24 protein-coding genes, 1 other RNA gene and 1 pseudogene are annotated in these 21459 nt (G+C 35.3%); 6 read left to right on the top strand and 20 right to left on the bottom strand.

All coding sequences use genetic code 11. From position 1 onward, the window contains the following. Positions 1-40: 40 nt before the first annotated feature. The 3 genes and pseudogenes from ACSG5Z_RS00230 to ACSG5Z_RS00220 all read right to left on the bottom strand — a co-directional run. The gene (locus tag ACSG5Z_RS00230; RefSeq protein ID WP_435710363.1) at positions 41-226 is read right to left on the bottom strand and encodes a hypothetical protein; all 186 of its coding nucleotides are present in this window, start codon (positions 224-226) and stop codon (positions 41-43) included. Beyond that, positions 226-594, bottom strand: coding sequence for a hypothetical protein (locus ACSG5Z_RS00225; protein ID WP_435710362.1), 369 nt, complete (start codon positions 592-594; stop codon positions 226-228). The genes ACSG5Z_RS00230 and ACSG5Z_RS00225 overlap by 1 nt, the downstream gene beginning before the upstream one ends. Positions 595-695: 101 nt before the next feature. Beyond that, positions 696-803 (bottom strand): annotated as a pseudogene (locus ACSG5Z_RS00220) (N-acetylmuramoyl-L-alanine amidase); the annotation flags it as partial. Between the two features lie 834 nt (positions 804-1637). On the opposite strand from ACSG5Z_RS00220, the gene ACSG5Z_RS00215 reads away from it, so the two are divergent. Next, on the top strand, positions 1638-2150 hold the full coding sequence (locus ACSG5Z_RS00215) for a hypothetical protein (protein ID WP_435710361.1): 513 nt from the start codon (positions 1638-1640) through the stop codon (positions 2148-2150). 145 nt (positions 2151-2295) lie between these two features. On the opposite strand, the gene ACSG5Z_RS00210 is transcribed toward ACSG5Z_RS00215, so the two are convergent. Beyond that, complete coding sequence (locus ACSG5Z_RS00210) at positions 2296-3069, bottom strand: hypothetical protein (protein ID WP_435710360.1); 774 nt, start codon at positions 3067-3069, stop codon at positions 2296-2298. A gap of 325 nt (positions 3070-3394) precedes the next feature. Between ACSG5Z_RS00210 and ACSG5Z_RS00205 the strand changes: the two genes are divergently transcribed. Beyond that, positions 3395-4639 carry a hypothetical protein gene (locus ACSG5Z_RS00205; RefSeq protein WP_435710359.1) on the top strand — a complete coding sequence of 415 codons (1245 nt, stop codon included), beginning with the start codon at positions 3395-3397 and terminating at the stop codon, positions 4637-4639. A gap of 42 nt (positions 4640-4681) precedes the next feature. On the opposite strand, the gene ACSG5Z_RS00200 is transcribed toward ACSG5Z_RS00205, so the two are convergent. The 8 genes from ACSG5Z_RS00200 to ACSG5Z_RS00165 form a co-directional block, all read right to left on the bottom strand. After that, positions 4682-5815 carry a site-specific integrase gene (locus ACSG5Z_RS00200; RefSeq protein WP_435710358.1) on the bottom strand — a complete coding sequence of 378 codons (1134 nt, stop codon included), beginning with the start codon at positions 5813-5815 and terminating at the stop codon, positions 4682-4684. 689 nt (positions 5816-6504) lie between these two features. Then, entirely contained in the window at positions 6505-7416 is a 912-nt protein-coding gene (locus ACSG5Z_RS00195) for a tyrosine-type recombinase/integrase (protein WP_242298019.1), read from the bottom strand. A 161-nt stretch (positions 7417-7577) separates the two neighbouring features. Then, on the bottom strand, positions 7578-8717 hold the full coding sequence (locus ACSG5Z_RS00190) for a THUMP domain-containing class I SAM-dependent RNA methyltransferase (RefSeq protein WP_000521230.1): 1140 nt from the start codon (positions 8715-8717) through the stop codon (positions 7578-7580). A 180-nt stretch (positions 8718-8897) separates the two neighbouring features. Next, an RNA gene (gene rnpB, locus ACSG5Z_RS00185) (RNase P RNA component class B) lies at positions 8898-9288 on the bottom strand. A gap of 87 nt (positions 9289-9375) precedes the next feature. Next, positions 9376-9714, bottom strand: coding sequence for a cell division regulator GpsB (gene gpsB / locus ACSG5Z_RS00180; protein WP_435710357.1), 339 nt, complete (start codon positions 9712-9714; stop codon positions 9376-9378). A gap of 97 nt (positions 9715-9811) precedes the next feature. Then, positions 9812-10366, bottom strand: coding sequence for an SLOG family protein (locus tag ACSG5Z_RS00175; RefSeq protein ID WP_000862919.1), 555 nt, complete (start codon positions 10364-10366; stop codon positions 9812-9814). 56 nt (positions 10367-10422) lie between these two features. After that, on the bottom strand, positions 10423-10839 hold the full coding sequence (locus ACSG5Z_RS00170) for a CotD family spore coat protein (protein ID WP_088608764.1): 417 nt from the start codon (positions 10837-10839) through the stop codon (positions 10423-10425). A gap of 155 nt (positions 10840-10994) precedes the next feature. Next, positions 10995-11618, bottom strand: a complete 624-nt coding sequence (locus ACSG5Z_RS00165; protein WP_435710356.1) for a YppG family protein — start codon at positions 11616-11618, stop codon at positions 10995-10997. A 177-nt stretch (positions 11619-11795) separates the two neighbouring features. On the opposite strand from ACSG5Z_RS00165, the gene ACSG5Z_RS00160 reads away from it, so the two are divergent. Further along, positions 11796-11987, top strand: coding sequence for a YppF family protein (locus tag ACSG5Z_RS00160; protein WP_000242661.1), 192 nt, complete (start codon positions 11796-11798; stop codon positions 11985-11987). Positions 11988-12015: 28 nt separating this feature from the next. Here the strand turns inward: ACSG5Z_RS00160 and ACSG5Z_RS00155 are convergent, their stop codons facing one another. Continuing rightward, the gene (locus ACSG5Z_RS00155) at positions 12016-12360 is read right to left on the bottom strand and encodes a YppE family protein (protein WP_000872967.1); all 345 of its coding nucleotides are present in this window, start codon (positions 12358-12360) and stop codon (positions 12016-12018) included. A 15-nt stretch (positions 12361-12375) separates the two neighbouring features. Beyond that, on the bottom strand, positions 12376-12618 hold the full coding sequence (locus tag ACSG5Z_RS00150) for a hypothetical protein (RefSeq protein ID WP_435710355.1): 243 nt from the start codon (positions 12616-12618) through the stop codon (positions 12376-12378). A gap of 85 nt (positions 12619-12703) precedes the next feature. On the opposite strand from ACSG5Z_RS00150, the gene ACSG5Z_RS00145 reads away from it, so the two are divergent. After that, positions 12704-12880, top strand: a complete 177-nt coding sequence (locus ACSG5Z_RS00145) for a phage portal protein (RefSeq protein WP_087985562.1) — start codon at positions 12704-12706, stop codon at positions 12878-12880. Between the two features lie 308 nt (positions 12881-13188). Here ACSG5Z_RS00145 and ACSG5Z_RS00140 read toward each other — a convergent pair whose 3' ends face one another. Continuing rightward, the gene (locus tag ACSG5Z_RS00140) at positions 13189-14214 is read right to left on the bottom strand and encodes a DUF2515 domain-containing protein (protein WP_087985630.1); all 1026 of its coding nucleotides are present in this window, start codon (positions 14212-14214) and stop codon (positions 13189-13191) included. Positions 14215-14317: 103 nt separating this feature from the next. Here ACSG5Z_RS00140 and recU point away from each other — a divergent pair, with 103 nt between their 5' ends. Continuing rightward, the gene (recU, locus tag ACSG5Z_RS00135) at positions 14318-14920 is read left to right on the top strand and encodes a Holliday junction resolvase RecU (RefSeq protein ID WP_046958934.1); all 603 of its coding nucleotides are present in this window, start codon (positions 14318-14320) and stop codon (positions 14918-14920) included. Positions 14921-14985: 65 nt separating this feature from the next. Beyond that, on the top strand, positions 14986-17706 hold the full coding sequence (locus ACSG5Z_RS00130) for a PBP1A family penicillin-binding protein (protein ID WP_435710354.1): 2721 nt from the start codon (positions 14986-14988) through the stop codon (positions 17704-17706). Positions 17707-17729: 23 nt separating this feature from the next. On the opposite strand, the gene ACSG5Z_RS00125 is transcribed toward ACSG5Z_RS00130, so the two are convergent. The 5 genes from ACSG5Z_RS00125 to ACSG5Z_RS00105 form a co-directional block, all read right to left on the bottom strand. Further along, the gene (locus tag ACSG5Z_RS00125) at positions 17730-18248 is read right to left on the bottom strand and encodes a YpoC family protein (protein WP_098857569.1); all 519 of its coding nucleotides are present in this window, start codon (positions 18246-18248) and stop codon (positions 17730-17732) included. Positions 18249-18251: 3 nt separating this feature from the next. Further along, positions 18252-18899 carry an endonuclease III gene (nth, locus tag ACSG5Z_RS00120; RefSeq protein WP_435710353.1) on the bottom strand — a complete coding sequence of 216 codons (648 nt, stop codon included), beginning with the start codon at positions 18897-18899 and terminating at the stop codon, positions 18252-18254. 15 nt (positions 18900-18914) lie between these two features. Further along, positions 18915-19622 carry a DNA replication protein DnaD gene (gene dnaD / locus ACSG5Z_RS00115; RefSeq protein ID WP_000728534.1) on the bottom strand — a complete coding sequence of 236 codons (708 nt, stop codon included), beginning with the start codon at positions 19620-19622 and terminating at the stop codon, positions 18915-18917. A 121-nt stretch (positions 19623-19743) separates the two neighbouring features. Beyond that, the gene (aspB, locus tag ACSG5Z_RS00110) at positions 19744-20931 is read right to left on the bottom strand and encodes an aspartate transaminase AspB (protein ID WP_435710352.1); all 1188 of its coding nucleotides are present in this window, start codon (positions 20929-20931) and stop codon (positions 19744-19746) included. Positions 20932-20949: 18 nt separating this feature from the next. After that, on the bottom strand, positions 20950-21453 hold the full coding sequence (locus tag ACSG5Z_RS00105; RefSeq protein ID WP_088608759.1) for a cell wall elongation regulator TseB-like domain-containing protein: 504 nt from the start codon (positions 21451-21453) through the stop codon (positions 20950-20952). Positions 21454-21459 lie beyond the last annotated feature (6 nt).

Raw genomic sequence — 21459 nt, 5'->3', positions numbered from 1 at the left:
ACTTCAAACATAAGGTTACACGTAGGGATTAAAAACGTAATTAGTTAAATGTTTGTTCATTTTGCGATTGATTCTTCTTTTTTTCTTCCTCTTTCTTTTTATCCCAATTATCCCTTGTAACTTTAATGATTTTCATTAACACTTCCCACAATAATTCTTGGACGGTTTCATTATTTAGTACTTTTAAGATTTTATCCCACAATTTTCCGAACAATTGTTTTAACACTATCTTTCCCACCATTTCCTTTTTAACATTTTTGTTGCTAACTTTTTCATGAATTTACTTTCACTATTTATTGAAATATCTTTTAATAATTCAACAGCAATTTCTTCATTAGACTTTTTCTCATCAATATCTAGCAACTTTTCTACTTTTTTTGATAGCTCCAAAGTATCTATATTAATTTCATCTTTAACTTTTTTACTCACTGTTTCCTCATCGTAAACCGCTATCTTCCATTCGTTTTTAACAGCTTCTAAGGTAGTATTTACAACCTGATTTTCAAACTCTCTCTGGAGCGATTGAAGTTCACTCTTTTGCTGAACTGACATTAAAGCACTTTGAGAACTTTTTTCTTCCCTATCTTTTAACATTTCATTTTCACCTTCCTAAATCCTTATATATAGATTATAACAAAAATTCACATAAAAAAAGAACCGCTTCCTTTTACAAAGACGGTTTACTTTGCGATACATTAACGTACTTCCACATAAGTCGGGCTAGCCGTAATGTAGTACGTATTTCCTTTCGAATTGTTTACTTTATATTGCGGTGAGCCATTAACGTCAACTTTGGCGTCAATACCTTACGTTTTAAGATCGTTTTTACTAGACTAATATCAGCGAAATTGAGTATGTTATATGCAGAGTATTATAAATACATAGGAAAGAACTATTACATAGAAAACATAACGAGGACACTGATATTTTAAAGATTTGAGGCCTGAGATGAAATTTTCGATTCGTCAATTCTTCCCACGCCTGGTCGCCGGGCCACTAAAAAGACGCCCCCGCCCCTTATTCAATTTCGCATATTCTATACATTTTTCCGAATATCCAATGTAACAGAATCATCTTTTGTTACATTCGGCTGCGATTCAAAACGTTATTATACCAACGTTTGCGCAATTATTATCGTTCATTTATCCGTTACTTATTTTATGCATGCGTAGTATCAACGTTTGTAGCGGCTTACATGCCGATAAGCACTGTATAAATTCTTGCATAACTAAGTTAATATGATTGGTGTGAAGGGTGAGTTTCGAGAGATGGACGTGCGTCACGAGCGTACGGCTGATAATATGTAACGTAATGTATAACGGTGAGAGTACGCTTATTTGTTAAGTTATGTTAGGTTTACGTGGATTTATTCGAGTGTATGAACGATTCGGGAAACATGCACCGGTGCATGAATTACCCACCACAATGTCCTTTCTATATGAATTAACGTCATACTCCGACGAGGAACTCGAGAAAGCGCGCGAAATGCCGGAAGGATCAACAAACAGATTTATTCAAGCATTTAAAGAATCGATTTCGACATTACCCTTTCTATAAGCGGTCTTTTTTGCGTGCTTTTCGTATGATAGAATTAAATAATATTAATTGGTATTTATGTCTGAGGGAGGGAAAATCACTTGGAAATGACAAACAAAATAAATAAACACTTTGATTTTATGTGTGAATTTTTTAGTGATATGGAAAATCAAGAACCGTTATATATTTTTATTAAAGGTCATTTATATTTAGAATCAATAATGAACAAGATGCTTGTAGATTATTTTCCGAATACCCCTAAAATGAATATATTTAATTTTTCTCAAAAACTAGAACTAATAAGAAGTATTGGTTTTATTGAATTAGAAACGTACCAAACAATTTCAAAAGTAAACCGCTTAAGAAATAGATTAGCACATGATTTAAAAATGGATTTAGATGAAGGAGTAATAGAGGATATTATCAACTTACTCCCCAAAAATGTTAAAAAACATATATTCCAGAGGATTAAAGAGACCTCAGAAACTAAAGTAAAAAGTTTATTTTGGGGGTTATTTAATTATTTATTATTTAATTTAGAGTATCCACATTTGAGCTTTTATCTAAAGGATAAATCATTTAGTTTTATTAAAGATACATATAATAAAAAATAGATAGGTGTAATAAACAAGATACTTTTTTTGTAAAATATCACTAATTACTCCCCTTGCTAGCTATCAGTTATAGGAAAACAAAAAAGGCCGCCAATTAAGGTAGCCTCTTTTTAATAACCGTACTCCTGGCAGATATCACTCGCCTTTATTGCCCTCGCTCTTTGATTTTCAAAAATGCATCTAGCGCAGCTAACATTTGATAGAACATCCATGGATAATAAATTTCTTTATCATAATCCGTTTTTTGTTTAGCATTGTTATGGCGTAATTGGAAGTTGTTTAATAGATTAAAAATATCGCTCGTATCTGCTTTAGATAGTGATGCCTTCATTTCATCACGAAGGGGCTCCATTATATTACCTAGACGGATTAACGCGTCTTTTTTATCGTCTAGTGTTGCTCCATATTTAAGGAATTTTTGTTTAGCTTCACTGATATCAGTATAGATATCTGAATCATCGTATTCTTGTGCTAAAAGATTTGATAATCCATTATCCACTAATTCACGCACATAGCCTTCATCAGTCAATTCCCAACCTTCCCCATAATTGTTAAGTATTTTGTTTATACGCTTTCTATACTCTATTTTTCCGTCGCCATCAGAAAAAGGATCATTATCGTTAACATATGCATAAAACATCTCTATCAAAGTAAATATTTGAGATTCTTTATATCTGATACCGTAATCTACTGGCAAGAGTCCTTTATATCCAGTTTTAGAAAAACAAAAAACGTCCATATTATCCCCACAAATACCTGAATGGAAACCTCCCCAGCTATCTTTACCGCCATAGAATTTAATTAGGTACCCATCTTTACGTAAATTATCATGAAATAATACAAATAAATCCCTTAAGTCTCGTAGGTCATATTTATTCTTATTGGCTAAACCGTGACGTTCCCCGTAATATTCATTCATCTAAATAATTCCTTTCTTTATGCCCTTTATATTTTCACTACAATTATACTAATTTCACTCTTTATTATCTATATATTATAAGGAAATATGCAAGGCCGATCTTATCCCTAATCACCGTAATTCCTCCTCCGTTTTATCAATGTATTATCTCGTTATTTCAGCTTAAACTTGACGTCTTCCTTCCCTCTGTCCTCTTACCGATCTCCCTTAGCGTTTACACCTCGCTTAGTTAGCGGTAGTCACTTGCAATAGCTGCCTTTTTTGTTTAATATGCATTTTAATTCCATTATAATTAAGATACGTTTCAAGATAAGGTGGGAGATATATGTCTATAAAGTTTATTCCAGAGAAGTTAAAGGATGAAGCAGAGGAGTTATTTACCTTTTTTGAGGAATACAATATTACTGCTAATGATGAATTTGATTTAGAATCTTATTTTTATACCGGGGAAGATACTGATCAAGATGTTTTCGTTGACCGACAGATACAATTTAGTTTCTACTTCGATAGTGGAAATAATGAATATGAAAATCATAATGTTAGCCTCGAAAGGCTGCTAGATGTAGTATCAGAAGCAAAAAAAAGAAAAACCATAGATGATTACAAGTTTATAGGAGATAAGGTCGCATTAATTCCAATTGATAGTCATGATGATTCTATTTTAAAAGCAAGGTATCAAGCTCCGGATATCGTAACACAATATATAAAAAATAAAAAATATACTATTAAAATTGTGGAGGATATAACTAGTTACGGAATGTCTCTTATTATTGAGGATTTGTATACAGAATATATACCTGCTTTCAATTACGAGGATATTTTTATAGAGATAAGATGTGACGATGGAATAGATGAAACCGTTATTGACGATTTAGCACAGGCTTATCTATTCGAATTAAAATCATCATTTAAATTAAATATACATACATCACAAAGAGTAATCCCTGAATTAACTGACACAAATGATGAAGAAGATGATGACATACCTTCCAGAGCTCGACCTTTATTAGAGGGGAAAGGGATTAGAGAGTTGTTACAAATATATAATTCTACATTGTCCACAGCTGATGCAGAAATTTTAATGCTGAATTATACAAAAGTAATAGAATACGTATCTCAAACAGTTATTCAACAAGAATTAATTGAAGAGGCTTTAAAGAAACTAGCTAGTCCTAAAGCACTAAAACCAGATGCAGAGTATATACTTGAATTAGGTAAAGTATTTGAAGATTACCGCAATAACAAAAAAGAGCATCAAGCAATAAAATTAACAGTTCAAACTTGCTGTGATATTTCTGAAATTTTATCAATAGCTCCCCCTTTCTTAAAGGCGACAAAACGATTAGTTTCAGCTAACACTCCAGATAATAAACAAAAAGCGATTGAAGAAGTATCTACCGCCATCAATAATACAAGAAATATGTTTGCCCATGCGAAAACTAATTACGAAAAAAAGGGAATGGAGTGTCCAAAAGAGCAACTTTACGAATTTGTTATGTGTGTTGATATTCTTGCTCAACAAGTAATAAGGTGGTTTGATAATCAGCGAGAAGAAAATAGAGTTGTGTAGCTTGGGATGATTGGAGCGCTTTGCATAGCGCTCTTTTTCTCACTACTCCCCAAACATCTCATCAAGCTTATCCGCCACCTCACGCTGCATCGTCGGCAGCACATGACTATAGGTATTCAAGGTAGTCTGGATATCCGTATGCCCCAACCGTTCTGATATAAGCTTTACATTAACGTTTTGCTGAATTAGCATCGTTGCGTGCGTATGTCGTAGATCATGAAAACGTATTTTAGGTAATCCGAGTTTTTCGATTAGGTTATAGAATTCTTTTCGCAAATTACGTGGTAGCATCGGTCGGCCATCACGTGTACATATTACTAAGCCGTGATCCCGGTAATCTCGTTGATAGTACTTCTTCTCTTCGACTATTCGTTTTTTGTGCAACTCTAGTTCTTCTATCAGTTTCGCTGGAAAATGCACATTACGTACACTTGCGTTATTTTTAGCGCCAAATTTAATTTTAGCGGTCTGGGTTAACGTTTGTCTTACGTATATGATTTGATTCTGAAAATCGATATCTTTCCATCGTAACCCCATAATTTCACCTTGTCTCATACCTGTTAGTAACGCAATTACAAATACAATATAACATCTAGTAAGCCGGTGAACTTTCTTCGACTCATCAATAAAATAATTAACCTGTTCTAAGCTCCATACGTTTATTTCTGGCTTTTTCCTCATCTTTGGTAGCGTAATCCCTATCGTAGGATTATCCCTTATCAATCTTAAAATTTTAGCTTTTCGTAAAGAGGCGCTCACTATCCTAAAAATAATATGAACGGTAGCCGGAGCATAACCCACATCAATAACTAAATCATTAACAAACTTCTGCATATGTATCGATTCAATCTGCCTTAATTGAAAATGCCCTATTCTAGGTTTAATTACGTTTTCTAAATACATTTTGTGAATTTCGTAAGTAGACTCTTGTAAATGAAATGATCGCTCTTTCATCCACTCGTCCACAAACGTAGCATATGATAGTTTCGATAAGTCCGAATGCTCACCTCCTAATATTTCCGCTTTTAACTTCACCATAGCGTCGTGTGCTTCACGTCTCGTTTTGAATCCCCTTCTACGGATTTGCCTCCGCTTCCCAGTCATCGGGTCCTTCGTATTATCGAAACCAAACATCCATTTACCTGTCGATTTATCTTTCGTTACCGTACCGCTCAAATTTATCGATTCCCTTCGTTATATATTTCGTATTTTCCGCTTGCCTTGGTCGCTCTGTCCTTCATCATGGGATGAGCGGTAAGGACAACGGCTAGGACAGAGAACGTCTACCTTACATCGCTAAAACAGATAGTTAAAGCGACATAAAGTAGACGCTCATTGTCACTTCCATGGTCTATCGGGTTAAGGTATCCGTGTAGTGTACACCCTGTTGGAACGTCGGTTTTCACCCACAACGAACTTTCTACAAGTAATGCTTGTCCTACTTGCGGAAAAACTTAGGGAAGGAATCGTACTACTGACGTTATCCTCAATTACTCGTAACCTAATTACGCCTTTCCATGATCGTCGCTATCCGTGCCGTAACACGCCAAGCAACCGTCCAGACCTTTTATGGCAGTCCTCGCCTAGACTAGACACAAACGTAACAGGGAACGCTTAATGTGTGTCTACGCTGTTTTTGTTTGCATCGGCACAGCTAACCTTTTACGTGTTTAAATTAACGACCTGGTACGGCATCCACGTCGTGACTAACCCGATAGTTAGCTAAAAAAGACAATACTTAATAGTCCTTGCATCATCGAATTTTTTTCGATAAAATGAAGGTAACGAATATCGGATTGAGTCCGTTATTTAGTTTTAAGTCGATTATTTTTGAGTCTCCAGCGGCAACTGGAGACTTTTTTCTTTTAAACCTCTATAAAATTCAACGGATTATATTTATCATTTACATCATGTAAAGCGTGTCCGTATAATTTAACGTACCTCTCAGTCATCTGAAGCGTTTCATGACGCATAAGCTTCTGCAAATTTAACGAATCCATTCCCATTTTCAAACATTTAGAAGCAAAGTAACGCCTAAAAGCATGGCATGTTAAGCCTTCCATCTTTAAATTCCTTTTTAATCGTTTAAATAGTGTAGAAATCGCTTCCGTTGATAATTGTCCGTTTCTCATATCTGTAAATACATAGATTAATTCCTGTTTTTCGAAGTAAAATTCGAGAAAAGTTTTGTATTCCGCTAATTCTTTTTGTAATTTTCGTGTATAAGGGATTGTCGCAATTGAACGCTTTTTTCCATACGTTGTAATCGTTCGATTCTTCATATCTACATCTGACCACTTTAAATTAACCAACTCTTCTCTCCTAAGCCCTGTCGCAATTAACATCACTATTACAAGTCGATTACGCATTAGCGCGAAATTAGATCCCTTAAAATGACCTCGCTCAAAATGCTCTAGTACTTTTCTTACCTGGTCGTCAGTTAATACGTCCATGATAATTTCTTCCTTACTAAATTTTAGCTTCTTAAACGGATTTTCTGCGACTATTTCTTCCTCTACTAAATACTTAAAAAATACCTTAAGCGCCCGATTTTTACTATTTATTGTTGCAACATTATTCTTTAGATCGTGCTTACAATAGATTAGAAACTCTTTCGCTACTTTTGGTTTAATTTCATCGGTATCGAATATTCCTTTACTAACACAAAAAGATTCAAATATTTTCAAAATTCCCCTATACGATTTCAATGTATGTCGGCTTAAATTCCGTAACTCTCTATCATCTAAAAATTCCTTTATCGCAAATTTATGCAACAAAAAAAACCCACCCTTTCTTCCAGTCGGAAAAAAGAATGAGGTTAATATAGGACGGATATATAATACTCCGTTCTCAATGAACCGAGTATATTTTATCCATATCACGTCCTCCTTTACGCATTACATAATAGCCAGTATATGCGCGCTGGAGGAGTTTTATACTATGAATTACGCGGTGGACGTTTTCCGAAGTATTGGTAGTAATCTGTACGGATAAATCCATTAAACAGTTTACGTTTCTTCGATGCATCTTTTCCATAACACTTTTCAAATGCTTCGTAGCTGGTTAATACATACGCTGACCATGTATCTAATGGGCGGAATACTTGTCCCATTTCTTTGTACAATTGTTCAACGAGTGCTTTTTCACTTAAACGTTCTCCGTATGGAGGATTCGTTACAACATAGCCATAATCCTCTTTTGTCGTGAAATCTTTTACTTGCATTTGTTTAAATGTAATTAAATCACTTAAGCCCACTTCTTCTGCATTATCTTGAGCAACTCGGATCATACGATGATCAATATCTGATCCAATGATTTGTAGTGGTTGATTATAATTCGCTAAATCTTCAGCTTCTTGACGAGCTTCACGCCAGTTTTGTTTACCAACCCAGCCCCACTCATCTGATGCGAAGCCACGGTTAAATCCTGGTGCAATATTTTGTCCAATTAATGCTGCTTCAATCGGAATTGTACCTGATCCACAGAAAGGATCCACGAAAGGACGATCCGGCTTCCAGTTTGTTAACTTAATTAAAGACGCAGCCAATGTTTCTTTTAATGGGGCTTCCCCTTGATCCATACGGTATCCACGTTTATGAAGTCCAACACCACTTGCATCAATTGTTAATGTTGCAATATCCTTGAGCATTGCGATCTCAATACGGAATAACGGACCATCTTCTTCAAACCAAGTTGTACGTTTATATGTTGTTTTTAATTTTTCAACGACAGCTTTTTTAACGATACGTTGGCAATCTGAAACACTGAACAACTCAGATTTTAACGATTTACCAATTACAGGGAATTCCCCATTCTCTGGAATATAATCTCCCCAGTTTAATGCTTTCGTCTTTTCAAACAGCTCATCAAATGTTGTCGCTTTGAATTCGCCAACTTTAATTTTCACACGGTCCGCAGTACGTAACCATAAGTTCGTGCGACAAATCGCCTTTTCATCTGCTTCAAATGTTACTTTGCTGTTTTCCACTTGGCATTCATAACCAAGATCACGAACTTCTCGGGCAACTAACGCTTCAATACCCATTGCCGCTGTTGCAATTAAAGTAACTTTTCCCATTTGCATTCACCTCTTATGTATAGTTAAACAATAATTAATAGCAATTTGTCCTATTAATCATTACATTTTACGAAGAATTTTCTCATTAACCATTTTAACTCATAATTTATAACTTCATACAAATAAAAAGCCCTCCTCTAACAAAGGAGAGCTGAGTTATTTCATAGTTGGTTCATAACGTTCTGTAAGCCATGTTCTGTTCCTTTGTACTGCAAACGGCCCACGCCTCGTACTCCGGTGGCAATCATCTATCTACAGGTTATACAACCTGTCCTTTCCCATCGTTCATTTCCTTGGAAAAGATTCCCCTACCATTATTTGGGTTTCTCGCTCGTGGGGTTTACCTCGTTCCACTCCTATCATTTCTTCAAGGACTTCGTCACTGTGGCACTTTAAAGGTAGTCAAACCATATCCGAAAGGACTTAGGTTTTTTCCCTGCCGTTAAACCAGCCTTACAGCCAGAATACCCTAGCTTATGAATTGGCTAGGCACGAACACTACAGCCATCTCAGGCCGTGCGAGCATGGACTTTCCTCTACAACGTTGGCGTTGCAGCGATTACCCAAACGTTATGACATCCATTAGTATAGTGGAAACAAAAAGATTTTGCAATGTTTTTTTCTATGTAAAATGCTTTAACCTTTTTACCACTAGAAATTATTCGTATAACTTACTTCCAAATACAGCTTTTTCTAAATTAGATAGACGTTTTAAAATGTCCGTATTCGTGTTGTTATATACAGGTTGTGCAACTGGTGTTTGTACAACTGGTTGTTGTGGCACTTGCGTTGCTACTAATTTTTGTTCCTCTAATTCACGCTTTAAACGAGCATTTTGTTGCTTTAATTGATCAAACTCCTTGTGGAAAGTTTCATAGTCTTTAATGATCATATCAAGAAACTTGTCTACTTCTTCTTGTTGATAGCCTCTCATGCCTGTTTTAAATTCTTTTTCTAAAATATCTTTCGCCGTTAATTTAATTTTATCCGAAATCATTTTCTTCACCTCAAATTTTTGCCAAAACTTTCATTACCTAAATTTTTTCAGAAACAATGCCTTTTGTCAATCATATATACGAGTACTATATTACATATTACTCAGCATTATTCCACTGTTCCTCTTCTATTATATCTTGTAAATCAGAAAAAAGAATAAAATAACTATGATAATTTTCTATTTCTCCTTTTTTCTTTGCTGCTTCTACAATATATTTGGGACTCCCTGGTTTTTCTTCATCATATACAGCTAAAAGTGCATCACTTTTTTCAATAAAAAATTGATTTTTTAATTTAAATTGTTCCGGGCTTTCGTACTTCCGTTTCGTAATACTATCAATATGGTCTGCTTGAGAGAGAATACATTCGTAATATTCACGGTTATCTTCCTTCCAGCTTTCTTCTTGTTCTAAAAACGGAGTAAATACCGCTAATTTTAGATCTGGATATTCTACTTGAATTTCAAAAACAACTTCAGCAGCCCATAATTCGACTCCTAACTGCCCACTTATTATCACCCATTCCAAACCTTCTTCTACAAAAGTAGTTAATTTTCGATGCAATGCTTTTTTTATACATTCCACCCCTGGATGATCATTTTTAAATATACCAAGTTCAAATGGCTTATATCCCGTTACAGCAATAACTTTCATATCAACACTCCAATTACAAAAAAAGAACTAGCATTTCGCTAGTTCTAACATATCATTTACTTTTTAAATATTCCACCAACGTTTGGTCCAATATTCGGACCTACTGGTGATACATTATTCGGTAAGAATGGTGATACATTTGGTCCTGGACCAAATGGAGATATTTGATGTCCAAAATGTCCATGATGTCCAAAATGTCCATGATGTCCATGACCACATGGTCCACATCCGCCGCCGAATCCTGGATCAACTGGGTCTACCACATTTACATTCGAGTTTGTTTGTGGGAAGAAGTTTTGGTTTTTAATTTGTTGATGGTGTACATGTGTTGTATGCGTTGGGAAAATGTGTGGCACCACCGTTGTTGAAAAAGAGTGTGTTACGCATTGTTTCGTCGGATGAATGACAGGAGCAGTTGTACAAATAGGTCCTACAGGCTTATGCCCTCCAAAACAAGGATGACAATGATGCATAGTTTTTTCTCTCCTCTCTCGTTAAAAAAATCTGACTACACTTTACAATATGAGAAAAGAGAGAAAGCCGTTTGTTATATATACCCATTTATTACAAGGAAATTTGTCTAGCCTTCTGCTTTATACGTAATGCTTTTTATAGACAACCCCCAAAATTACTTACCAAAAAAACCTCCAACTTGCTTTACAATACCTGTCACTTGGTTCATCGCATTCATCATTTGTCCAGCTGTATTCATCATTTTATTTACATCATAGTTACCATCTGAGTTTTTAAATTGGGAAACAAAACTAGAAAATTGACTCGGTTGCTGTTGTTGTTTTTGTTTATTCTGCGTCGGGTACGGTTGTTTTGGTGGATAAAACATCGCTTGTTGATTTCCATAGGGAGATGGTGGTGGCATATAGTATTGTGAATTCATATAAGGCTGCTGTTGTTGATTCGTATAGGGTTGTTGCTGTTGCTCCATATAGGGCTGCTGTTGTTGATTCGTATAGGGTTGCTGCTGTTGCTCCATATAGGGCTGCTGCTGTTGATTCGTATGTGGTTGCTGCTGTTGCTCCATATAGGGCTGCTGCTGTTGATTCGTATGTGGTTGCTGCTGTTGTTGTGGTTGATTCATAAACGATACTTCAAATGGCTGGTAATAATTTTGATTTCCATAATTAGGCTCGAAAGGATACATATTATACCGTAAATATGTATCCGTATTATATTGGTACATATTTTGCTGTGCATATGGATAAGATTGCTGATATACGTTAGATTGTTGAAACATGCATTCTCTCCTCCTTCACATAAGTTTCTACATATATAATATGTACTTGTAAAATAATTTGTGTGACGGAGTATCTGTCTATTTTTGTCGGAAGTTTAAATTTTTAAAAAATTAAAAAAGAAAACCCTTCCATGCTATGATAGTGAAGAAGAAGATTCTCATGGGGGAGGAATCAACATGGTATTAGGGGATTTAAAACAAGCGTTTTCTCAAAAAAAGGGGTATTACACAGAGAATGTAAATGAATTGTTAGACTTTGCGAGACATTGGTATCTCGAAGGGAAAATATGCATTTCAGATTACCGAACATTAATAAAAGAATTAGAAATAAACGGTGCAACAAAACCTACAACAATGACAGAAGCATAAAAAAAAAACAAGAGGGTTTCCCCTCTTGTTACTTACATTGCTCAATTATATTTTGCAAAGTATACGAAATGGCTTGATGTGTTTCAAAGAATCGCTTACCTTTACCTTTATTTACAAAACATTGCAACACATTTGTCTGTAAATTATCGTACACTTGATCAATTTGCTGTACATGTATATACTTCGGTTTTTCTTCCTTAATCCATTTATAAGCTAATTCTTTCCACACTTTTAATTCCTCATCTACCATATCTACAAATGGTTTCATATCCTTATAAAAATCGTACTCAATCATTTCTCTTTTTTTCACATTCGCTTCATTATTATACTGCATGAGTTTTTCTGAAGATTGTATCAATGCTTCATACTTCATTTTATTCCCACCTTATTATGCACTCACTACGACGCTTTGAAATGCCTTCACCCAATTCCCTTTTTCTTCGTGATGCACTAATTTATTTTCCATATGCTCAATATGCATTTCTGTTATTTCTATCTTATTGCATATTTTTTCACCCGTATCCTTCAATGCATGATTCATTCTAATCCCTATATTCATTTCCAGCAAATCGAGAGAACTTAACATTTGATCCATTGTTTTCATTACATCTTCCTTCTGAACCATCGCCATATACAAAACGCCCCCTTCTTTGCTTTTCCTTTGTCATGTAATTTCGCCGAATGACTCCTCACTCCTGCTCACATGACAAAACTAGTTGTTATTCGTCAAAGAAATCATTTTGTATGTCATTTATAGAAATGGTAACAATACAAAAAGGAGGTGTATGAAAATGACAAAGAACAAAAACGACAAAAAGAAAAAACAAAACAAACAAAATAAACCCGAGACTGGCAACCCTAAGTTAGATGGTCCAAACTTCCCTGCTACATAAAGTGAAACTTTAATCAGCGGGGTTTTGTTCATCCCCACTGATTATTAGCCTTCTCAATCGGGCTTTTACGGGCAGTTGATCCACACCTAAATTCTTTGCTTTCACTGAATTTTGAGACGTGGGTCTTACTGCCCGGCAAGTAGCGGGATAAAGTGAAACTTTAGCACTTTTACAAAAAGCTAATTTCTGAAGCATCCTTAATCTCCTATATTCATTACGTTTTGAGATTAAATTGTTAGCATACACGGCAGGATTACTTCACATTAAGAAGTCCCGTCTTCATTTATGAAGACGGGACTTCTTTTTTATTATATCACGAACTCATCCATCCTTTTAACAAAACGATTTACGATAGAAGCAACATAGATTTGCTCCCTCTTTCTTTTATACCATTCTGTTATATCAACTTCACCCTTATACTCTTCCAGTAGAAACAACTCATTTATTTCCATATCTCTACAAAACCAATCTCTCATACTTATTTCCTTATGTGCAACGACAGGATAAACCTCTCTAAGGGCTGGCGTACAAGATTTTCTAGCTTCTCTTACATAATATTCATAATCTGCTCTTGATCCTGTGTGTATAGTTTGCAATGCAAACCTATGGAATAAACTTTTATAATTCGGATGAAACAGTAACTCCGCTAATTTCTGCCCTAGTTCTATACGCTTTTGTAACGTTTCAAATTGATAAACTGAAAAACCATACATCCTCCCTTCAACAGTCGGAAAAATAACAGCACTAATATGAAGCATTTCTTGCAATTTAAAAAGTGCAGTATGGAATACATGTTTTTTAAAATATGCATTCTCGATAACTGGTTTTTGAATTTTATTTTGCTCATTTATAATAAGCGCTGTCATGAGCCTATTTATATCTTTTTTTTCCCAAAAATAAATCCATTCTTTTTCCATAAAAATTGATACGTTAAAATATTGTAACAAATAGAATAGTGGTACCTGCCTCCTCTTACTTTCTTCGTATAACAATAGCTGAGGAAATGCATCTAAAAAAATAATCCAATTCGCTTCTTCATAAGTCAGAAACAAATGTTTTTTTACTGTTTGAGGTAAAACAGTAGCATAATATCTCCCTTTTAAATCAGTCATATTCCATCCAGCATTTCTCGAGACCATACTTGCTAAAAAGGCCCACCTAATTTCACTGTTCCTTACATAATATTCTTGATAAGACTGTGTTCGAGAAATATTGTCCATATTAGCCATTTCTATTTTCCTCTTAATGTTATAAACGATTGTTTTTTCTTCGTCTGTACAAACCATATTTTTACGATATTGTTTAATTTTCTCATAATCATTCCATGTAAACATAAATAAGTCATCATACCTTTCTTCAAAAAGGTCACATCTTTTTTCATTTTTTGTTATAATCACCTTTGTAAGTAATTCTTAGCAAGTTGGGAGTGGACACACTATGACCATTCGTTACCCAAACGGAAAACGGTACAATCAAGCTTCACAACCTCATAAAACACCAATTAAAAAACATACTTATAGTAATAGAGGTATGTCCCTTGAAGAGGAATTGAATGAAACAAATGAATATTACTTAACCCATAATATTGCATGTGTACATAAAAAACCTACACCTCTTCAAATTGTAAAAGTAGATTACCCCGCTCGAAGTGCTGCAGTGGTAAAAGAAGCGTATTTTAAACAACCTTCTACAACAGATTACAACGGTGTATACAAAGGGAAATACATCGATTTTGAAGCGAAAGAAACAAAAAATAAAACCAGCTTTCCACTTCAAAACTTCCACCTTCATCAAATTGAACATATGAAGCAAGTAATCGTTCATGATGGAATTGCATTTGTTATTATTAAATTTACACTTTTTGATGAACTTTATTTACTAGATGCAAAACATATTATTGCATTTTGGAATCGTCAAAATACTGGTGGACGGAAATCGATTACGAAAGAAGAAATAGAAGAGCATGGATCTTTATTATCATGCGGTTATCACCCTCGGATTGATTATATCCGTGTACTAGACACGGTTTATTTTTCGTGATAGAGTCATCACTAAGGCTCTTTTTTCGACTTTTGGGGAGAGAATGAAAGGTAGGAGAAAGTATAATGTCAGATAATTATCGTTCTCGTACAGAACGAAATCATGTAAAAAATCAAAATCAAAAGCAAGAAACAAATAAAGAAAAAAAACCAAAGAAAAAAGGCTCCTTTTTTAAAAAATTCCTTATAGGTTGTCTACTTCTTGGTATCGTTGGTCTTATAGCTAGCGTTTCCGCTTTCTTTGTTATGGTGAAGGACGCTCCAAAATTAGACAAATCAAAACTTGTCAATCCTTTATCAACAAAGTTTCTTGATAAGAATGGGAACTTTTTCTATGAATACGGTGCTGAAAAACGAACCCACGTTACGTATGATCAAATTCCAAAGGTAGTTGAAAGTGCATTCCTTGCAACTGAGGATTCACGTTTCTATGATCATAATGGAATTGATTTTAAACGAACTACAAAAGCAGTTATGGAAAATGTCACTGGAGGGTTCGGATCTCAAGGTGGTAGTACGATTACACAACAAGTAGTCAAAAACTATTTTCTAACGATGGACAAAACTGCGAAGAGAAAAGTACAAGAATGGTACCTATCTTACAAATTAGAGCAACAATACTCTAAACATGAGATCTTAGAAATGTACTTAAATAAGATTAACTTAGGTAATCGTTCGTACGGTATTGCAACAGCAGCCAAAAAATATTATAACAAAGATTTAAAAGACTTACAGTTACATGAAGCTGCAATGCTTGCAGGTTTACCACAAGGTCCTAATATTTATGATCCAACAAAAAAAGACAACGTTGAACGAGCTACACAACGTCGTAACGTCGTATTATCATTAATGAATCGACATGGTTATATAACAAAAGATGAAATGAATAACGCAATGAAAATCTCTGTAACTGAGGGTCTTCAACCGTCTTCAGAAATAACTGAGATGAAGTATCAAGCATTTTTAGATGCTGTTGTAAAAGAAGTTGAAAAAGAATATCCCGATGTAAATATCGGTTCAGATGGTTTAACAATTCATACAACAATTGATCAAGATGCTCAAGATTACGCTGAAAAAATTATGGATGGCAACCTTATTAAGTATCCGAACGATCAATTCCAAGGATCATTCGTATTTATGGATACACAATCTGGCGAAGTTCGAGCAATTGGAGCTGGGCGTAAAGAAAGTAAGTCTACTTTCAAAGGTCATAATATGGCAACTGATTTAAAACGCCAAGTCGGTTCAACGATGAAACCAATTTTCGACTACGGTCCAGCATTTGAGAATTTACAATGGTCTACATACCATCAATTAAACGACTCAGAGTATACGTATTCCAATGGTAAGAAAATACGAAATGCAACAAAAAGTTACAAAGGTGACGTTTCACTACGTGAAGCTTTGAAAAAATCATTAAACATCCCAGCTTTAAAGACAGCTCAAGCGGTTGGTCTTCCTAAGTCACAAGCGTTTGCTGAAGGCTTAGGTATGACATTTAAAGACGGCAAAACATATGAATCAACAGCAATTGGTAGTAACGATAGTTCTCCATTAGAATTAGCAGGTGCATATGCAACCTTTGGTAATGATGGTAACTATAATAAACCGCACTTCGTAAAAGAAGTCATCTTCCCAGACGGTAAAAAGAAAAGTTTTAAACCGAAAGAACAACGTGCAATGCAAGACTACACAGCTTACATGGTTACTGACGTTCTTCGTGACGTAGTAAAACCTGGTTCTGGTGGTACAGGTCCAACAGCATACGTTTCTGGTTTTGACGTAGCTGGTAAAACAGGGACACAAAACTTTGATGAAGACGTTCTTAAAAAATATGGTATTCCAGCTGATGCAAACAGAGATAGCTGGTTCGCTGGATATACACCACAATATACAATGGCTGTTTGGACTGGTTACGAAAAGGATGGTCCAGAAAATTACATTGGTGATCGCTCTACTAGAATTGCACAACAAATGTTCCAAGTAATGATGAGCAAATTTGCTACAGATAAATCTCGCTTTGAACGTCCTTCTTCTGTACAAGAAATAAACGGAGAATTATACGTAAAAGGTGCGAAAAAAGATGCAATTAAACAAATTAAAGTAGATGCACCTAGTGGTCTTAATGTTACTTTCGATGGGGCTAGCACCGTTACACTAAACTGGTCTGGACCAGCAGAAGTTGATGCGTATGCAGCAAGCTATAAAGCAACTGACGGTTCAAGTGGTAGTTTATCAATAAATGGTACGACAGCTACTCTTGGTGGTATTAAACCAGGCGTTACTTACAGCTTCTCTGTAGTAGCGAAAAAAGGTACTGGAACAAGCCCTGCAGTTGGTGCATCCTTCACTGCACCTGGCGGAACTCCAGACCCTAAGAAAGCTGAAGAAGAGGCTAAGAAGAAGGCTGACGAAGAAGCTAAGAAAAAAGCTGATGAGGAAGTACAGAAAAAAGCTAATGAAGATAAACAAAAACTAGAAGAAGCTCAGAAAAAAACTGCTGAAGAGCAGCGTAAACAACAAGAGCAGCAGCAACAACAAGAACAACAACGTAAACAACAAGAAGAAGCTCAGAAAAAGGCTGCTGAAGAAGAAGCCGCTAGAAAGAAAGCCGATGAAGAAGCTGCTAGAAAGAAAGCTGAAGAAGAGGCTGCTAGAAAGAAAGCTGAAGAAGAGGCTGCTAGAAAAAAAGCTGAAGAAGAACAACACAAGCAACAAGAACAACAACAAAATACCGGAGGAGATACACCTCACGCAGACGGAAATGCTGTTATAACAGAGTCTTAATACAAAAAAAGAAGTCCTTTCTCTTAACGAGAAAAGGACTTCTTTTTTGTTATCATTTTCTTTACATATAGCTTTTCTATTTCAATATACAACTGCGCTAACTGAATATAAGAATGATAATTATTCGGTTTTTTTATAATGAACGAATATCGCTCTACAAAATTAACTGGTTGTACTTCCAATATACTCGTGTAATCTTCCATTTCGTTCAAACTATGGATAGGTTGCTCATTTAACCAATATACAATTGATAACAAATGCGCTGCAAAAAGAATCATTGGACCTTCAACTTCTTGCTTATTTCTGTTTCGAAATAGTGTAGCAATGTCTTCATGCTTACTTTTCCATACATTAAACAGTACAGGAATACTATTTTCAATTTCATTCCACGGCTCATATTGTCTTTCAATATCAAATATAAAGTAAGTATTTTGTATTATTTCTTCAAAAGACTGATCTGTATGATACGTAATCGAAGTTACGCTTTCTGTAAAAAATGGTAAGCACCGAAATTCTTTCGGTATTTCTATAACTCGCTCCATCCTTTATTTCCCCTTCATTCGCTTCTTTCCTTCACGACACACTTCTAGTAATCGGCACTCTTCACATTGTGGTCGCTGTGCTTTACAGTGGTAACGCCCAAAGAAAATCATACGATGATGTGTAACGCCCCATTCATCCATCGGAACTTTCTTCATTAATGTCTTTTCTACTTCTAACACCGAATCTTTCCACCTACAAATCGCTAACCGTTTACTCACTCTCTCTACATGCGTATCAACAGCAATCGCTGGAATTCCAAATGCAACCGAAACAACTACATTCGCTGTCTTTCTTCCTACTCCTGGTAATTTCGTCAGCTCGTCACGGTCTTCTGGAACTTTCCCGTTATAATCATCTAGCAACATCTGGCACAATTTTTGAATATTTTTCGCCTTATTTCTAAACAATCCAATGGAACGTATATCTTGTTGTAATTCTTCTAAAGACACGCTTAAATAATCTTCTGGTGTTTTATATTTTTGAAATAAATTTTTCGTCACTTTATTTACAAGTGCATCTGTACATTGTGCAGATAACGCCACCGCGATTACTAATTCAAATGGATTATCATGAATTAATTCACAATGTGCTTCTGGATACATATCCGCGATTGTGTCTAAACAATAGCGAATTTGCGTTTTATTTAACATATACTTCCTCCTACATTACTGCTCCAACCAATTATAAAAAGGCACTTTCCCAGTAAATTTCGTCTCTTGTTTTGTCGTTTGCTGCGTTCGTTGTTGATTTGCTCTAAATTTCCGTCCTTGGTTTTGGGCTTGATCTACTGTTTTAATACCATTCTTTTTCCACTCAAATAAAATACGATCAATATATCTGAAATTAAGCTTACCACTCATTACAGCTTCCCTGAGGGCCGCTTGAATTAAATTCGGATGATGTTGATCTTGATCTTCCCACATACCCAACGTTTCACATTCAAACGGAGAAAGTGGTCTTCCAAATTCTTTTTCAAATACTGTATATAAATTTACTTGCAGTTGTTTTATTTCTTTTTGTTCTTCCTCTATTGATTCGTTCATTAAGAAATGCAATATTTTTTCCCATAGTGGTTGTAAAGAATAACTTTCACACATCATCGCTTCTGATTTTTGTCCACCTTCTAGTGATAAAAAACCTTTTTGAATCAATGTCTGAATTACTTCCATACATTTCATTTCAGTAATCGTCATCCGTTCTGAAATCTCTGACGGAGTCGGAAACGAATTGCCCGATTCTAAAAATGTGTGTACATGAAGTACAACCATAAATTCCATTTCATTTAACCCTAATTTTTTATAATGCATCATAAGTAATTTTGGAATTGCAATGCTTCCCTGCTCAAACCACTGTAACATCATTTTCTTTTTCATCACCAAACACCTCGCTCTCTAGTATAACACACCTTTCGCTATTTCTTTTTGCCACAATTCGTCAAAAAAACCTTCCTATTATGTAGGAAGGTTTTTTGTATTGCGTTAATAAAATATACAATTAAGCTTGCACTTTACTTTTCATAAACGTATGAATGCGTTCTAATGCTTTCTCGACTTGTTCAAGAGATGTCGCATATGATAAACGAACGTTATTTGGAGCACCAAATCCTGTACCTGGTACAAGAGCCACTTTTTCCTCTTCTAATAGAGCTTTTGCCCAATCATCCACAGTTTCGTATCCTGATAAAGCTACAGCTTCTTTTACATTAGGGAATAAGTAAAATGCACCTTGTGGTTTAATGCAAGTAAAGCCAGGGATTTGAATTAATTTATCATAAATAATGTTTAATCTTTCTTCAAATGCTTGACGCATTGTTTCTACAGGTTCTTGTGAGCCTGCATATGCTGCAATTGCGCCGTATTGAGCGATTGAAGTAGGGTTTGACGTACTATGACTCGCTAAGTTCGTCATCGCTTTAATAAGCTGCTTATTTCCTGCTGCATATCCAATACGCCATCCTGTCATAGAATGAGATTTAGATACACCATTAATAATAAGTGTTTGTTCTTTTAATGCATTAGAAAGCTGGGCAATCGAAGTATATTCTGCTCCACCATAAATTAATTTTTCATAAATTTCATCTGAAACGATTAAAATATCGTGTTCTAAACATATTTCTCCAAGCTGTTGTAATTCCTCTTTGCTATAAATCATTCCTGTTGGATTGCTCGGTGAATTAATAATAACTGCTTTCGTTTTCTCTGTAATTGCCTCACGCAGCTGCTTCGCTGTAATTTTGTACTCATTGTCTTCCAGGCCTTCTACGTAAACTGGATTACCTCCAGCAAGCTTTACTTGCTCAGGATAACTTACCCAATAAGGAGTTGGGATGATAACTTCATCTCCTTCATCAAGTAACACTTGGAATAATGTATATAATGCATGCTTTGCACCGTTACATACAATAATTTCAGATGGATCATACGCAATTCCTTGATCACGTGTAAACTTCTTCACAATTTCTTGTTTTAACGCTTGTAATCCACCTGTTGGTGTATACTTCGTATGTCCTTCTAACATCGCTTTATGTGCAGCATCCATAATATGTTCTGGCGTATTAAAGTCAGGTTCTCCTGCCCCTAATCCAATTACATCATGACCTTCTGCTTTTAATGCTTGTGCCTTTGCTGTAATTTCTAAAGTTGCAGATGGTGTTAAAGCAGCTACTCGCTTTGCTAATTTCATTTGTAGTTCCCCCTACATCTATTTTTCAATGCTGTAGTGACCAGCATAAGCCCCATTTTGAAACTCTAAATAATAATACGTATAACGATCTTCCTGATCAATATATGTAATTTCCCACAACGGAATATCGTTTTGAGCACCTAATTTTACTTTTATAATTTCTTTTGGCTTTGGCTTTGGCTCATCACCTTTTCCTGTAGCTTGTTCAGCCAACTTTTGCAAAGCTTCTTTTTCAGGAATACCTTCACTCTTTTTCTTCACAAGGACATTCCCTTTTTTATTAGGCACCCAAACAATAATTTGTTCTCCTTTTTCGTCTACACCTTGTACGACTGTATATGAAGAATTTCCATTATAATAATCAACAGATTTTACTTTTGTAAGCTTTGCCTTTTCTTTCGCAATTTCTACAGATTTTGCCTCTTTAGGGATTTTCTTTTCCATTGCTTTATTGTAAACATACGCCCCATATATTCCGCTAGCAACGATTACGATAACGATTGCAAAGATCCACTTTTTCATTGTATC

It is taken from the genome of Bacillus pretiosus (assembly GCF_051294775.1).
Classification (GTDB): domain Bacteria; phylum Bacillota; class Bacilli; order Bacillales; family Bacillaceae_G; genus Bacillus_A; species Bacillus_A wiedmannii.
The sequence above is the reverse complement of the archived record's forward strand: the minus strand, read 5'-3'. Positions and strand labels throughout refer to the sequence as shown.